The sequence below is a fragment of the Gemmatimonadota bacterium genome, from assembly GCA_016719105.1.
In the GTDB taxonomy this organism is placed as follows: domain Bacteria; phylum Gemmatimonadota; class Gemmatimonadetes; order Gemmatimonadales; family Gemmatimonadaceae; genus SCN-70-22.
This window is the reverse complement of the sequence record JADKAQ010000001.1, coordinates 119,777-135,176: the sequence shown is the minus strand read 5'-3', so window position 1 is coordinate 135,176 and position 15,400 is coordinate 119,777. Positions and strand designations below refer to the sequence as shown.

11 protein-coding genes are annotated in these 15,400 nt (G+C 67.3%); 2 read left to right on the top strand and 9 right to left on the bottom strand.

What is annotated here, in order from left to right; translation table 11 throughout:
* Positions 1-208 precede the first annotated feature (208 nt).
* Positions 209-1,381: a YncE family protein gene (locus IPN47_00535; protein ID MBK9406543.1), complete on the bottom strand. Its 1,173-nt coding sequence runs from the start codon at positions 1,379-1,381 to the stop codon at positions 209-211.
* 138 nt (positions 1,382-1,519) lie between these two features.
* Positions 1,520-2,377: a hypothetical protein gene (locus IPN47_00530; GenBank protein ID MBK9406542.1), complete on the bottom strand. Its 858-nt coding sequence runs from the start codon at positions 2,375-2,377 to the stop codon at positions 1,520-1,522.
* 177 nt (positions 2,378-2,554) lie between these two features.
* Here IPN47_00530 and IPN47_00525 point away from each other — a divergent pair, with 177 nt between their 5' ends.
* Positions 2,555-4,525: a PAS domain S-box protein gene (locus IPN47_00525; protein ID MBK9406541.1), complete on the top strand. Its 1,971-nt coding sequence runs from the start codon at positions 2,555-2,557 to the stop codon at positions 4,523-4,525.
* A 176-nt stretch (positions 4,526-4,701) separates the two neighbouring features.
* On the opposite strand, the gene IPN47_00520 is transcribed toward IPN47_00525, so the two are convergent.
* The 5 genes from IPN47_00520 to IPN47_00500 form a co-directional block, all read right to left on the bottom strand.
* Positions 4,702-5,436: an SIMPL domain-containing protein gene (locus IPN47_00520; protein MBK9406540.1), complete on the bottom strand. Its 735-nt coding sequence runs from the start codon at positions 5,434-5,436 to the stop codon at positions 4,702-4,704.
* A 156-nt stretch (positions 5,437-5,592) separates the two neighbouring features.
* Positions 5,593-6,711 carry an aminotransferase class I/II-fold pyridoxal phosphate-dependent enzyme gene (locus IPN47_00515; protein MBK9406539.1) on the bottom strand — a complete coding sequence of 373 codons (1,119 nt, stop codon included), beginning with the start codon at positions 6,709-6,711 and terminating at the stop codon, positions 5,593-5,595.
* 76 nt (positions 6,712-6,787) lie between these two features.
* Complete coding sequence (locus IPN47_00510) at positions 6,788-7,900, bottom strand: M20/M25/M40 family metallo-hydrolase (GenBank protein ID MBK9406538.1); 1,113 nt, start codon at positions 7,898-7,900, stop codon at positions 6,788-6,790.
* A gap of 299 nt (positions 7,901-8,199) precedes the next feature.
* The gene (locus tag IPN47_00505) at positions 8,200-8,997 is read right to left on the bottom strand and encodes a CPBP family intramembrane metalloprotease (GenBank protein MBK9406537.1); all 798 of its coding nucleotides are present in this window, start codon (positions 8,995-8,997) and stop codon (positions 8,200-8,202) included.
* Positions 8,998-9,264: 267 nt separating this feature from the next.
* A complete protein-coding gene (locus IPN47_00500; protein ID MBK9406536.1) occupies positions 9,265-9,639 on the bottom strand; it encodes a RagB/SusD family nutrient uptake outer membrane protein in 375 nt (124 codons plus the stop codon).
* Between the two features lie 426 nt (positions 9,640-10,065).
* Here IPN47_00500 and IPN47_00495 point away from each other — a divergent pair, with 426 nt between their 5' ends.
* The gene (locus IPN47_00495) at positions 10,066-10,767 is read left to right on the top strand and encodes a hypothetical protein (GenBank protein MBK9406535.1); all 702 of its coding nucleotides are present in this window, start codon (positions 10,066-10,068) and stop codon (positions 10,765-10,767) included.
* A 169-nt stretch (positions 10,768-10,936) separates the two neighbouring features.
* Here the strand turns inward: IPN47_00495 and IPN47_00490 are convergent, their stop codons facing one another.
* Positions 10,937-12,355 (bottom strand): RagB/SusD family nutrient uptake outer membrane protein, encoded by a 1,419-nt coding sequence (locus IPN47_00490; GenBank protein ID MBK9406534.1) that lies wholly within the window; start codon positions 12,353-12,355, stop codon positions 10,937-10,939.
* Between the two features lie 63 nt (positions 12,356-12,418).
* Positions 12,419-15,376, bottom strand: a complete 2,958-nt coding sequence (locus IPN47_00485; GenBank protein ID MBK9406533.1) for a SusC/RagA family TonB-linked outer membrane protein — start codon at positions 15,374-15,376, stop codon at positions 12,419-12,421.
* Between the last annotated feature and the right edge of the window lie 24 nt (positions 15,377-15,400).

Sequence of the window (15,400 nt, the reverse complement as noted above, 5' to 3'; positions counted from 1 at the left end):
GGATGATCCACTGTCTCACTGACGACTCCTCTCCCTCGAATATCCGGCCGCACGCACTCGCGCGAGGCCAACCATGGAAAGTGACACCGCCCTGCCGCCCAGCCCCTCACGCCCGTGAGATGCAGGAACCCGCAAGGCTACACTCGTCGAGCGCCGCCGTTCCCCGCCCCACAGCACGCCGTTGCCGGTGCGCGCGCCGGCGCGACCGCTACTTCGCTGGCTCCACGCGGAAGAAGTCGACCCCCGCCGCCTGCTGCCCCAATTCGAGTGTCGCCACGCTCCGGAAGCTCTTGAGGTCGAACACCTCCAGAATGCCGGCCTCCGAACCCCGCCCCTCCTCCGTGACGAAGGCGTAGCGATTGTCGGGAGACACCACGACCCCGTGCACAACTCCCTTCAGCGTGGGGATTCGCGCGATTTCCTTCGCCGTCGCCAGGTCGTAGACGGACACCGACTTTCCGCGCTTGTTGGTAGCCACGAGCTGCTTGCCATCGGGCGAAACGGCGAGGTTGTAGACGCCGTCGCCCGCGTCCCACCGGCGCGTCATCGTCCAGGTCGCGGCATCAATCTCCACAATCTCGCTCGACTTGTTGCACGCCACGTAAATCTTTCCGCCGTTTGCACTTGGCTGCGCCCACGTCGGGGAACACTGCACCGGAGCCGCCGCCATCGCCGAGTCGTGCGACATGTTCGCCATTCCGGCGTGTCCGGCATGCGACATCGCCCCCGGAGGACCCTTCATCCCCATCTCCTTCCCCTTGGCGACGAGGAAGTGCCGGGAGACCTCGAGCGCACGCGTGTCGACCTCGACGAGCATGTCATCCATCATGCACCCCGAGTACTGGAGCGTCCCCGCCGGATTGATGCGCGACCCGTGCGGCATGGTGCAGGTGGTGATCCGCGCGATCTCGACCATTTCATCGGTCGACACGACGGAGACGGACGACGGGACCATGTCGCCGTGCAGGTTGAAGTTCACCACGAAGGCGAGCGCCCCGTCGGGGGTGGTCTGTACGGTCGCCGGAAAGAGCCCCAGCGTCGTACGGCCCACCGCTTCGTCGTCGGACGTGCGGAACTTCCAGAAGGTCCCGTACGGCGTCCCGTGCGCGATGCTGATGTAGTAGAACTGCCCGTCCGGCGAGACGCTGATGCCGTGCGGCCCGTTGATCTCCGTCGGCATCATTCCGACCTTGTGCTGCCGCTCGATCTTGATCCCCTTGGGACCGAACCGAACGAGCGCCAACTGGTCGGCCGACTCGGCCACCGTGTATACCAGGTAGTCCTGCGTGGGAGGGGCGGACGGAGTAGCCTGCGCGTGCGCGCCCCCGACGACGAAGGGGGCGAGGGCCGCGGCGAAAAGGACCGAAGACAGTCGGGACATGTTCGGAGGAAAGGTGGCCGCCAGCAGCGAGTGACTGCCTCAAAGCGTAGACGGGGCGCGGCACGCCGTCAATCGCGTCGCCGCCCCCCGCCCCTCCCTCGTCCTCGTCGCGCTGCCCGGAGTCGTCGTCGCGTGTCGTTAGGGCGCCCCGCGCAGCATCCAGCTCCCCCCCACACGAATCGTCGTCACGTCCTTGGGGACGGAGTACAGCTCGGCGGTCAGCGACGCGCGCGGTGAGATCTTGAAGGCGCCCCCCGCGAACGCCGTGATCCGGCTGTCGTCTAGCAGTACGCGGGTATCGTCGACGGTGCCGCCCTGCGAGGTGAAGTTCACCTGGAAGCGCGGCTTGATGGACGTGTAGCCGCCACCGACGTACGCCGAGAGTCGCGCGCCCCCGTTCCAGCCGAAGATCCCTTCTCCGCCCATCATGTTGGGCTCGTAGGTGTCGTCGGATGGCTTCGTCCCGAAACAGGCGCGGGTGGCCGAGCTGGTCTGCAGCGCGTCCTCGGCGCAGGTGATCGGGCCACTCACCTCGCCGAAGGTCGCGTGCGCACGCAGTCCCACCCACGTTCCGCCCCCTGCCGCGTTGCTGCTCATCGCGCGCGTCCACCCCAAGGCGACCGATCCGAGGTTCGGCGTGGCGTCCATGACGGTGACCGGTGGGAGGTAGCTCCCCTCCAGGTACAGCCCCCCGGGCAACCCGACGGCGATGCGCGGTCGCGGGAAGATCGGCGAGAGATCGGTATTCTCGCTCTTTCGCTGGCAGTAGCTCGCGCGGCGAATGTTGGCGGCCGGCTTGGGGACGTAGGTGACGTCGAACGACAGTCGGACGGCGCCGGGGGCGAGCCGCTCGGCATGTCCGGCGGGTGAGAAGGCGATGGGGGCGGCAAAGAAGGCCAAGAGCTTGGCCTCGGAGCTGTCCTTGGGCGGGCGACACTCACCGCCCGCAAACGAGGCTACCGACGCGAGCGCGAGGAACAGAGGTGCCGCAACCATGCGAGTCGTCCGGATCGAGGAGAGAAAAGAGTAACCTGTAAAGCGTTCCGTGGGCCAGAGCCGTGTCGAACCGGAGCGAGAGAAGGGTGGGAGGGAAACGGGGCGTGATCTGTGACACGGGTCCAGGTCTGGACGTCAATTAGAGCACGTTCACGATCCACCCGACGCCGCCTGCCCGTGTCTGTCCCGATGGTCGTTCGAGGGGAAGAGACGCCCGACGCACTTCGCTTTCCGGTACCGCCCTCGGCGATGCCGGAGTCCGACGCGTCGCACTATCGGGCGATCTTCGAGCATTCGCTCGAGGCGATCCTCCTGACCACGTTCGACGGCGAGGTGCTGGCGGCGAACGGGGAGGCGGGAAAGCTCTTCCTGCGCGAACCCGGCGAGATGGTGGGGCTCGGCACACGCGACCTGACCGACCCGCGCGACGACCGCGTGCACTCGGCGCTCGCCACGCGTCGCAAGACGGGGCGCTTCGCCGGGGTCGTGACGATGCGGCGCAAGGACGATTCCCCATTCGAGGCCGAGATCACCTCGACGGTGTTCCGCGACGCGCACGGCACGCCGTTGACGTACGTCTTTCTTCGCGACGTGACGGAACGCCGGGCGGCGGAGCAGGCGCTGCTGGCGAGCGAGCATCGGTACCGCTCGCTGATCGAGACGACCGGGAGCGTGCTGATCGGCATTGCGCCTGACGGCATGGTGATCGAGTGGAACCGTGAGGCGGAGCGGTTGTTCGGCTATGCCCGGCGCGAGGTGCTGGGGCGCGACTACTTCGCATTGATGAGTGACGAGGCGCGTCGGGAGGCGATGCGGCACGAGGTCATCCGCGTGCTGGCGGGCGACACGCCGCGCCCGCGCGAGGACGCGATCGTCTCGCGGCGCGGCGACGCGCGCACGGTGCTGTGGACGGTGACGCGGCTGCTGGACGTGAACTCCCGACCGTTAGGCGTGATCGCCAGCGGGCAGGACATCACCGAGCGCAAGCGCCTCGAGCAGCAGATGCAGCATGCGCAGAAGCTGGAGAGCCTGGGGGTGCTGGCCGGGGGGATCGCCCACGACTTCAACAACCTGCTGGTGGGGATCCTCGGGAACGCGTCGCTGGCGCTGATGGACGTGGAGCCGACCTCGGAGCTGCACGAACTCCTGCGCGACGTGGAGACGGCGGCGCTGCGCGCGGCCGACCTCACGAAGCAGATGCTCGCCTACTCCGGGCGCGGGCGCTTCGTGGTGCGCCCGCTCGACCTCTCGGCGCTGGTGTCGGAGATGGCGCACCTGCTGCAGACGGTGATCTCGAAGAAGGCGTCGTTGCAGTTCGACTTCGGGCGTGAGGTACCGCCGGTGGAGGCCGACGCGACGCAGGTGCGACAGGTGGTGATGAACCTGATCACGAACGCGTCGGACGCGCTGTCGGGAGAGAACGGGACGATCGCGCTGCGCACCGGAGTGATGTGGGCCGATCGTGAGGCACTGCAATCGCCGTACATGGACTACGACCTCGACGAAGGGGTGTACGCCTTCGTGGAGGTGGCGGACACGGGGATCGGGATGACGCCGGAGACGATGCAGCGCATCTTCGACCCGTTCTTCTCGACCAAGTTCACCGGGCGCGGACTGGGGTTGGCGGCGACGTTAGGCATCGTGCGCGGCCACCACGGGACGATCACCGTGGACAGCACCCCCGGCGAGGGGACGACCTTTCGCGTCCTCTTCCCCGTGAGCGTCCCAGGGACGCCCGGGACGAACCGGACCCCGGCGGCGCGCGAGGGCGACCTGCGCGGGAGCGGCGTGATCCTCGTCGTCGACGACGACCCGACGGTGTGCGAGGTGTCGCGTGCGATGCTGGAGCGCCACGGCTACCAGGTGTGCGTGGCCACCGACGGCGTGGAGGGGCTCGACGCCTACCGGCGCGAACGCGACGCGGTGCAGTTGGCGGTGATCGACTTGACGATGCCGCGGATGGGGGGCGAGGAGCTGGTCGCCGCGATCCGCGCGATCGACTCGGAGCTCCCCATCGTGCTCATGTCGGGCTTCAGCGAGAGCGAGGTCAGTGGCCGCTTTGCGCCGGGCTTCGTCACGGCGTGCATCCAGAAGCCGTTTCGGGTGGAGGAGCTGGACGCGGTCTTGCGCACGGCGCTGGACGCGTAGGGCGACCACGGCATCCCAAAGCGGGACACGGAGGGCACGGGGGACACACGGGGGTTCACGGAGGAGATCGGCGCGCGCCGGAACTTCCTCCGTGAACCCCCGAGTGACCTCCGTGCACCTCCGTGTCCCGCTTCTCGGCAGTGCCCCCGTAAGAAGGACTCGACTGCCCGCCTACCTCACCGCAGCTGAAACGTCGCCCGCACCACCGCCGTGACGTCCTTGTCGATGCTGCTGACGTCGTTCACCCCGTAGTCGCTGATTTCGGTGGAGAAGCGGGGGGTGATCTGGAAGACGCCCATGCGCGCGTCGCGCACGGCGCCCACCGTGGCACCCGAGCTCTTGGCGATCGCCTCGGCGCGCTGCTTGGCGTCGCGCGTGGCGTCCTCGAGGAGGCCGGCGCGCACGTCGGCGAGCTTGGTGTAGAGGTACTCCGGCGACGACGCCTGGAGCGGGACGCCGTCGGCGATGAGGGAGCTGGCACGCTGGGAGACGCGGGTGATCCCATCGACATCGCGGCTGCGGATCTCGAACGCCTGTGAGAGGCGGGTGGCGATGACGCGCCCCGTCTCGCGCCCATCGGGGAGCGTCTCGGAGATCCCCATCGCCTCGACCGGCTTGACCGTGAGGAGCGAATCGTTGACCCCCTCGGCCTTGAGGAATTCGCGCACGCGGTCGGTGCCGCGCGTGAGCTCGGCCGACGCTGCTTGAATGGACGCCGATTGCACGGCGACGCTCAGCCGCCAGACGACGAAGTCGGAGCGGATGGGGCGGCGGGCCGAGCCGGTGACGGTGACCTCTTCATTGCCGCGGCGAATGTCCTTGAGGGCGCCGGAGACGAAGAAGAGGCCGAGGGCGATGCTGAGGCCGAGGGCGGCGAAGCCGTAGAGGTATTGGGACTTGCGGTCATCCATGGGACACCGAGGACGCGAAGACGAGAAGACGAGAAGACGAGAAGACGGGAAGACGAGTGACAGCTTCTAGAGATCACGCGGCGTGGAGATGCCGAGGGGCTCATCTTCGACTGCCGTGCTTCACCCTGCCATCGCTCTTTGGATCGGGCGCCCTTCCTACCCCAGCGCCTGCCGAAGGTCCTCGACCAGGTCGGTGGCGTGTTCGAGGCCGACGGAGAGGCGGAGGAGGTTGTCTGGGGTTGGGGACTCGGGCCCCTCGACGGACTTGCGATGTTCGACGAGGCTCTCCACGCCACCTAACGATGTGGCCTGGGTGAAGATCCGGAGCCGGCCGGCGACGGCCAGCGCGTCGGCGGCGCTCCCCTGCACCTGGAACGAGACCATCCCGCCAAAGAGCTGCATCTGGCGAGCGGCGACGGCGTGCCCCGGGTGGGCGGGGAGCCCCGGATAGTGCGTGGCCTCGACGCGTGCGTGCGAGTCGAGGAACGCCGCGACCATCTCGGCGTTGTGGGTGTGCTGGCGCAGGCGACAGGGGAGCGAGGCGATGCCGCGGTGCACGAGCCAGCAGTCGAAGGGAGCGGCGACGGAGCCCACCGAGCTTTGCACCAGGCGGATGCGTTCCCACAGGTCGTCGGCGCGTGCGGTCACGAGGGCGCCGCTCAGCGTGTCGGAGTGGCCGCCGTAGTACTTCGTGGTCGAGTACATCACCAGGTCCGCGCCTAACGCCAACGACCGCTGCCCCAGCGCGGTGGCCCAGGTGTTGTCGACCGCAAGGCGGGCCCCCGCCGCGTGGGCGATGGCGGCGCAGCCGGCGATGTCGGTGATGGCCAAGGTGGGGTTGGACGGCGTCTCGACCCACACGAGGGTCGTGCGCGGACGAACCGCCGCGCGCACGGCCTCGAGGTCGGTCGTGTCGACGATCGAATACTCGAGCCCCCATGGGGCAAAGACCTGCGCGAGGAGCTTCTTGGTGCCGTAGTACACGGCGTTCGGGCAGATCACGTGATCGCCCGGGGCGAGCGACTGCAGGACGGCCGCCACCGCCGCCTGCCCCGACGAGAACGCCGCCGCGTCGGCGCCCCCGTCGAGCGCGGCGAGCGCCGTCTCGAGGGCGGAGCGGTTGGGGGTGCGATCGCGCGAGTAGACGTAGCCGCTCGGGTAGGTCCCGTCGGGGGCCCGCAGGAAGGTCGTCGACAGGTGCAACGGCTCGGCCACGGCCCCGGTGGTGGGATCGGGGGCGTGGCCGGCGTGGACGGCAACCGTCTCCAGGTGCAACGCGTGCGTGGTGTCGTGCGACATGACGTGTGGGCTGCGGGCGGCGAGCGACGATCGACGAACGACGGCGTGCGAGCTACTGGCGGCGCGGCGCGGCCGGGCCGGGCTGCCCGCCGGGCTTCCACTCCGGCTTGGGGCCGTCGGCCAGGAGGCGCACGGCGCGCGCGGCCGCGTCGATCACCTGCGCCATGTGCCCGGCATCGGCGCGCGACGCATCGTCGGTGCGCCGGTGGTAGTCGGCGTGCAGGTTGAAGGACGACAGCGTGTGCGCCGGGATGCCGAGGCGCGCAAAGGCGATGTTGTCGCTCCGCATGAAGAAGTTCTGCTCGGGGCGCTTGTCGGGGACGAGCGGAATCCCGGCCGCCGCCAGCGCCTCGCCCATCGTCGAGCGCTCGTAGCCGGTGAGCCACCCCTTCCCTCGCCCGCCGGCGAGCGAGTCCGGTCGCCCGATCATCTCGATCTCGAGGTTGGCCACGGTGCGGTCAAGCGGGTGCACGGGGTGCTGGATGTACCAGCGCGTGCCTAACAAGCCGACTTCCTCGCCGGTGGTGGCGGCGAAGATGATGGTGCGCTTGGGGCGCGGGCCGGCGGCCAGGACGCGGGCAATCTCCAGCACGGCGATGGTCCCCGAGGCGTCGTCATCGGCGCCGTTGAAGACGGAATCGCCGTCGACGGCGGTGGTGGTGCCCAGGTGATCGTAATGCGCATCGACCAGGATGGCCTCGCCGGCCAGCGCGGCGTCGCTCCCGCGCATCACGCCGACCACGTTCACCCCGGTGAGGCGGCGCGCGGCGGAGATGGTATCCAGCGCCGCGAACGACGCGGCCAGCGCCGGCACCGTGCGCGTCTGGTTCCCCATGGTGCGTTGCACCTGATAGAGCGGAACCCGCTGGAAGAAGCCCGAATCACCCGCCGGGGTAAGTCCGATGCGCTGCATCTGCTCGCCGATCATGCGGGCCGCGCGTGCGGAGCCCGGCGCGCCGGTCATTCGGCCAGCCATGGAGTCGTGCGAGAGCGCCGTCAGGAGCGAGAGCACGTAGGCGGAGTCGACCGTCGTGCTGCGAAACGGCGTGGCGCCGCCGTTGGCGATCGTCGCCGAGCGCGAGCAGGCAGTGAGCGTGGCCGCGGCGGACACGAGCGCGAGCGCGAAGACGCGCGTGGATGAGGCGCGATGGAGGTATCGGGACATGTCGAGGTCGTGGTGACGTGAGGGCCCGGGCGCGGGCCGCCTACCGGAACCTCGCGACGCGGGGGGGCGGGCGCAATCTCCGGCGGCGCGCGGGGCGATAGACGTTCAAAAGCAAGACACGGAGGTTCACGGAGGATACACGGGGGTTCACGGAGGTTGTCGAGCGCGGGGTACGTCTGCGCACCGTACCACGGCAGTGCTTTCCCCCGTGAACCTCCGTGTTACCTCCGTGAACCTCCGTGTCGAGCTTTTCCTTGCGGACGTCGCGCTTCGACTCGAGGAGGAGCCGAACACCAGCGCTACCCGCGCGTGACCAGCAGCATCACGTCGTACAGCGCATGCGTCCACGCCGTGATCCCAAAGCCGCGCACGATGTACAGCGCGCTGAACGCCACACCGGCGATGGCGCGGAAGGCGAAGCTTCCCAGCTCCAGTCGATCGCCGAATGGTCCCACGTAGTGGAAGGCCGAAAAGATCAGCGCCGCCGTGAGCGTGGCGAAGATGCCCGAGGCGACGGGCCCCCATCCGAAGAGCTTCTTGGCCGACCAGAGGAGGACCGAGACCAGGATCACGCGGAAGAGGAGTTCCTCGTACAGCCCGGCTCCCAACGAGACCATCAGCGCGGTGGGCCATCCGACGCCATCCAGCGCGCCCATCGCCAACCCGGTCGCCTGACCGCCGCCAACCAGTGCACCCACCAGCTGCGCGGTCAGGAGGCCCACCACGGTGCCGAAGAGCGCCGCTAGCACGACCGATTCGACAAGCATCCCGACGAAAGTGGAGCCCTTGAGCCCACCGGGTGAACGCCGCAGGTCGCGCACGATGAACGCGACCATGGTCCCCACGAGGACCACGCCGAAAACGAGCTGTCCGCGCCCGCCGAGCACCGCCTGGAAGGCCGACTTGAGGAGGACGTCGGCGCCGTTGCGCACACCGTTGGCGTCCTGCGAGAGCGCGGCGGCGAGCGCCTCGTAGAGTACGAGGAGCGGGATGGCGAAGGTCAGCGAGTAGCGCGGAGAGCGGCTCTCGTGCCAGTAGCCCCGTCGTGTGGCGGGGAGGGTGGCGTTGGGGGCGGCGATGGGAGAAGCGGCGGCCATGATGGAATCTACGCACCCGAGGCGCGCACGTTTCATCGGTCGCCGGCGCGTCGCCGACCCGAGCGATGGGGGCGCTTGCGACGCAGCCCCCTGCGACGCAGCCCCCTGCGACGCCGACCCCTGCGACGGCGATCGGCACGCCGGCCCCGGAGGGAGCGCACGTCGCCCCGCCGCCTAACGCCCCCGAGTCCCCACAAATGCCGAGCGGCCGGCCCCCGAAGGGACCGGCCGCCGGCTGCAACCGTGGAACAGGATCGAACCGTGCGACTAGAGGTTGCCCTCGCAGCCGCGCGGCAGGACGGAGGCCGGCGCCCCGATCGGACGGCGTGCATCGCACTCCGCCTGCGGGATCGGCATGACCTTGGCGACGAACTGGCCGGCGCGGTCGATCGGCAGCTGCCCGATGTGGCCCCAGCGGCGCATGTCGACCCAACGCGTCCCTTCGAAAAGGAGCGACAGGTGCTTCTCGTACATGAGCGCGTCGAGACCAGTCGCGCCCGTGGCGAGCGAGGCGAGCGGCGCGAGCTTGCCCGAGGTGGTGCGAACGATGTTGAGGTCGGCGAGTGCCGGGCCGGTCTGGCCCTGCGCCCACAGCGCCTCGGCCCGCAGGAGGAGGAGCTCCTCGTTGCGGATGATGGCCACCGGCGAGGTCTGGGTCGGCCAGATGTCCAGTCGAGAGTCCGGAGGCGTCGGTCAATCGCCTCACGGTTCTGCGCAACGCAGGCAGCACGACAACTCTCACGAGCGCCCGACCTGTGCGCTTACGCCGGGGTTGTCGACAGACACGCGCCGCCGGCCGGGCTTGCCTAACGTGGCACCACTCGCACCCCAGCGTGCATCGTTCGGCGCTCGCGCGGCGTTCGCTCAGCGCGCCGGCTCTCCGCATCGCCATCTGCCCATACTCGACTCCGCCACCTGCAAGCGGGCGCAGCCTTCGCATGTACCTCGCGTGCGCAGGCGCACAGCATGCCGAGACAAAGCACACTACCGTGCTAGCGCACTGCAGCTGCCGTGTGCGCGCCTCATAGACGAGGCCGCGCAACCTACGACGCCTGACCAGGAGAGATCATGCGACCACATTCACGACGGATCGCACTGAGCGCGATCGCTCTCGCGACTACCGCATGCAGCAGTTCCATCGACAGCACGCCGATTCCTTCTGCTCTTGAGTTTCCTTCACTGTCACGACTCTTGATGGATTCCGGCGACAATCCTACAGCTCCGTCTGGCACTACCATTACCGCCAGCTACAACTGGAGCCCCAAGGCTACCTATGGCAGCCACAAGGACTTCTGGGTAAACAGCGTCTCAGGTGGAGCCGGAGGCCCATACTTCTATGAATGGCATGTCGAGTACTGCGATCGCTTCGACGTGTGCGGAAACTCGTATCAGACAAAATCAGGTCGAGATTCCACTACGTTCGCGATAGACATGCCTAGCTACGTGGCCTACGCGCGCGCCAAGGTGCTCATCAACGAAGATCACGCGCCTAACTATCCTTCCTACCAGAGCGGCGCGATGTTCGTGAAAGGGCCGGACTGGCCAAGCTATGGCGGCACTGCTGGCTTCAGCGTGTGCGGTGTTCTCGGCACCATGCGAATGGAAGAGACCACGTACCGGGATACCACCAAGTTTCCAGGCCCCAACAATGGGACGGATTCGGCGAAGTACGCGCCGGGTCACCATCACTTCTACTCCAGAGACTGGTGCTCAGGTAAGAAGTCGTACTCTGACTCCATGTGGCACCTTCCGAATTTCGATGACTACTGATCGTTCCAACCCACACGTGTGAACTCTGTCTACGATCGTGCTGCAACGAACACCTTGCCCTCTGTTTGAGCTTTGAGCAAACCAGGCAGCAATTCACCGTAATAAAGACCTGCGGCCGCTCTCACCTGAGAGCGGCCGCAGGTCCTACAAGAGAGAAAACTAATGCGGACTAGAGGTTCCCCTCGCAGCCACGCGGCGTGACGCTCGCCGGCGCCCCGACCGGGCGGCGCGCATCGCACTCCGCCTGCGGGATCGGCATGACCTTGGCGACGAACATCCCTGGCGTGTCGATCGGCAGCTGACCGAGGCGACCCCAGCGACGCATGTCGACCCAGCGCGATCCTTCGAACAGGAGCGACTGGTGCTTTTCATACGCGATCAGGTCCAGGCCAGCCGCACCCGTGGGGAGCGCCGCAAGGGCTGGTAGCTTGCCCGACGTGGTGCGCACGAGGTTGAGGTCGGCAAGCGCCGGACCCGTCTGTCCTTGTGCCCACAGCGCCTCAGCGCGCAGGAGGAGGAGCTCCTCGTTGCGGATGATGGCGGCCGGCGAGCTCGGGGTCTGCCAGATGTCGAAGCGATACTCCGCCGCGATGTTCGTGTTGAGCGGCGGGAAGACCGGCGTCGCAAGCTTGACGAGCTTGCGGGCCACGCGGTCGTCGAGCGTCACGCCATCGGCCTGCTTCTGGGCGATCGTGACGGCCTGCTTGTGTGCGTAGATGAAGTTCTGCTGCACGAACGAGTTGGCGTTGGTTGCGTCACCGGTGGCCGTTGAATAGATGTGCTGCGGCCCCGTGTTCAGCGACGCCAACGTCGCCGTGGTGGAGAGGAACGACTCGCCGAGCGCGGTCACGGCGGCCGCGTAGCAGGTGTTGCCGCAGCCGAGCGAGCCGTAGATCACGTTGGCCTTGGCGGCGAGGGCCCGGCTGAACTTGAGGAAGTTGGCCGGCGTGTCAAACCCCGCAAAGCCGGAGTGCATGGCAAAGGGGAACGCCGCACCACCAGCTGCCAGCTTGGTCTTCGCCGTGTCGAGCGTGGCGATGATGCGCTGGTACACCTGCGCGCGGGCCACGAACGGCGCGGGCGTGCTCGGCGTGCTCGGGATCTCGGTCGGGACGCCGATCGAGTCGCGCGTCGCGATGAGGTACAGCAAATCCAGCGCGTACCACGTCTTGGCCCATCCTTCGACCGCCGACTTCTGGGCCGCGCTCAGGTTCGAGGCGTTGGCCGCGTCGACGATGGCAAGCGCGTTCTTCATGTTCTGGTAACGGCCAGCCCAGTTGCCGCTGGCGAAACCACCCGGATCGAGACGCTGGGGGTTGGCCAACCCCACCAGGTAGTTCGACACGTTACGGGCGTCGGTCGTGAAGTAGTTGTACACCTCGCGTCCGAAGATGCCGACGTCGCGGTTGTAGCCCGCGAGCGCGCCACGCTCCGAAACGAGGATTCCCGTCGCCAACAGCTGGATCCCGTTGGGATCCTTCGACAAGGCGTCGACGCTGGGCGCGTTGTAGTTCGGCACGTTGAGCTTGTCGGCGTTGCACCCGACGACGCTGAACGTGAGCGCTCCGAGGAGCGCAATGGACCTCATGCGCATACGATCTCCCATCGAGCGAGTGCTCGCTGAAGTCTGATTGAGTCGGAACGTCATCGGTTAGAAGCCGAGATCGACCGAGAAGAAGAACGAGCGGGTGGGCGGGAACGGCGCCAGGTCGACGAAGCGCACGACGTAGGCACCGCCGTTGTTCACTTCGGGGTCGAAGCCGTTGTAGCCCGAGATGATGAAGAGGTTACGCGCGGCGAGCGACATGCGCCCCGAGCGGGCCCCCGGCACCACCGACCACCAGCTCTGCGGCAGGTCGTACGACACGTTGATCTCGCGGATCTTCGTGTACGAGCCGTCTTCCAGATACATCGCGGTCGTGCGGCCGCCATTCCATGTGTTGTAGCGGTACTCGCCAAGCGGCACGCCGTCTTCCGGCGACTTCTCGTCGTAGTCCCACGAGTTGCCACCCTCGTCAAACAGGTTCTTCGTCATGTTCGACAACGTGCCGCCGCGGCGGTAGTCGATGAGCATGTTGACGTTGAACCGCTTGTAGTTGAAGTCGTTGGAGAACGACATCACGTAGCGCGGGTTGGCGTCGGCCAGCGGCGTCTGCGTCGTCTGCACGCCATTGATGAGCGCGTTGCCCCAGATGGTCGAGACGGTGTGCCCCGGCGTGTAGAAGAGCTGGCCGTAGGCATTGCCAAAGCCGCGGGCCGCCGTGTTGTCGCGGAACGGCTTCACGCCGTCGGGGAACGACGTGATCTCGGCCTTGTTCTGGTACCACGTGGCGCGCGACGTCCACTGGAAGTTGCCGGTCTGCACCGGCACCGTGGTGACGCCGAGTTCCACGCCAGTCGCCTTCATCTCGCCACCATTGACAGTCGTGGTGGTGATGCCGGAAGACGGAGCCAGCGTCGGACGAACCAGCAGGTCGACGATGTTGCGGTCATAGTACGTGGCTTCGAGGCGGATGCGATCCGAGAGGAAGCCGGCGTCGATGCCGTACTCGATTTCCTTCAGGCGCTCGGGGGTGACCGTCGTGTTGCCGATCGTCCCCGGGATGCCAAAGCCGGCTAGGCCGCCAATGAGGCCGTACGACGCGAACGTGAGATCGCGTTCGCCGAAGTTCGGCTGGTTGCCCGACTCACCGTACGCAGCGCGAAGCTTCACTTCGGTGACGCCCTTGATCGGGGCGGCAAAGCGATAGGAGCCGCTGACACGCGGGAAGTAGAAGATCTTCTCGCGATCGGCATTCACGCTGGAACGCTCGCCGCGAACGGCGCCGGAGAGGTACAGGCGCTCGTTAAACATGAGGAGCTCTTCCTGGGCAAAGAACGCCTGGTTCAGGATGAGCTGCTGGTTATGCGACACCGTGGTGTTCGCTGCGCCGGCCGCGTTCTTCTGCGCCGGGCCAAGGCCGCGCCCGATGACGTTGTAGTCGTTGAGGCTGCGGCTTTCGTACTGCACACCAGCGGAGGTCGTGGCGTTGAGCCACGAGAACGTGCTGTTGTTCCACGTCCCCGACGCCGTCACGTTGCTGAAGAGGTTCGTGCCGTTCCCCTGAATGATCGTCCCCGGGAACTGCCCGCCCTGCACCGTCCCGGCGCGCTGGAACTGGAGCTCCTGCGGCGCGTAGAGGTAGTTCTCGCTGGAGAAGCGGTCCGCACCGGCCTGCAAGGAGAAGTTGACGTTGTTGCTGCCAGTCGAGAGCGCCGCGTAGTTGATGCGGCTCGAGAAGATCTGGCGATACACGTCCTCGTTGTTGAGCATCGTCTCCATCGTCTGGAACGGATTCGAGGTGCTCAGCGTGGCCGGGAAGGGGTTCAGGACGAAACGTCCGGTCGCATCCTTCTGGCGCAGGTCGACGACGGCCGGCGTGTAGCCGAACGAGTAGATCGGCGACGAGAGCGCGTTGTCGTTGTTGGAGATGCCGCGCTGCGAGAACGACCGCAGCAGGTTGGCGCCAAGGCTCACCGTGACCTTGCTACCGATCGCCTGATCGAGGTTCGCGCGCAGCGACTGACGACGGGCGCCGGTGTTGTTGATGACGCCTGCCTCTTGCTTGTCCATCCCCGAGAAGAAGTAGCGCGTGCTGTTCACGCCACCCGTTAGGGAGATGACGCTCTCAAACGACGGATCGACCTGGCCGTAGAGCTGCTTCTGGTAATCGAAGTAGGGGCACTTCGGGTTGCACGCGGCGGTCGCAGCGGCCGTCGCTTCGGCGCCGAGGCCGAGCGCGGTGAGCTGGTCGAGCGACTGGAACTGGCGCGACCCAAGAAGGCGCTGCGCCTGGAACGTCCCGACCCGCTGCGTGAAGTTGAAACGCGGCGCCGTGGCCGAGCCACGCTTGGTGGTGATGACGACGACGCCGTTGGTGGCCTGCGAGCCGTAGATGGCGCTGGCCGCTGCACCCTTGAGGACTTCGATGTTCTCGATGTCGTTGGGGTTGACGTCGGCGAGACGGTTGGTGCCGTTCTCTTCGCCGGCATTGAGCGAGCCGGTGACCACCGCCATGCGGTTGGAGCGCGTGGCGTTGGAGATGATGACGCCGTCCACAACGAACAACGGCTGCGAGTTGGCGATCAGCGACGAGGCGCCGCGAATCTGCACCTGACCACCGCCGCCCGGGGCGCCGTTGTTCATGTTGATGCTGGCACCGACGACCTTACCCTGCAGCGCGCTCTCGAGCGCGGGCGCCGGGACGCGGGCCAACTCCTCGGAGTTCACCGAGGCCACCGCCGTTGCGGCGTTCTTCTTTTCGATCGTCGTGGCGGCACCGGTGATGGTCACGCCCTCGATCTGGAGCACGTCCTTCTCGAGCGCGAAGTCGGCGGTGGTCTGCGAAGCCGACACACGGACCGTCTGGCGCTTGTAGCCGATGGCGCGCACCTGGACGGTGACGTCGCCGTTCGGCACGCGGAGGCGGAACTCGCCCCGCTCGTTCGTCCGCGCGCCGCCCACGGCACCGACCGTCCCGACGATGGCATCCTGAAGCGGATTGCCACTGCCGGCGACAGTCACCTTGCCGGTGACTTCACGCGTTTGCGCCCGCGCGCTCGCCGGCATGGCGAACGTCGCGAGCAGAGCTGC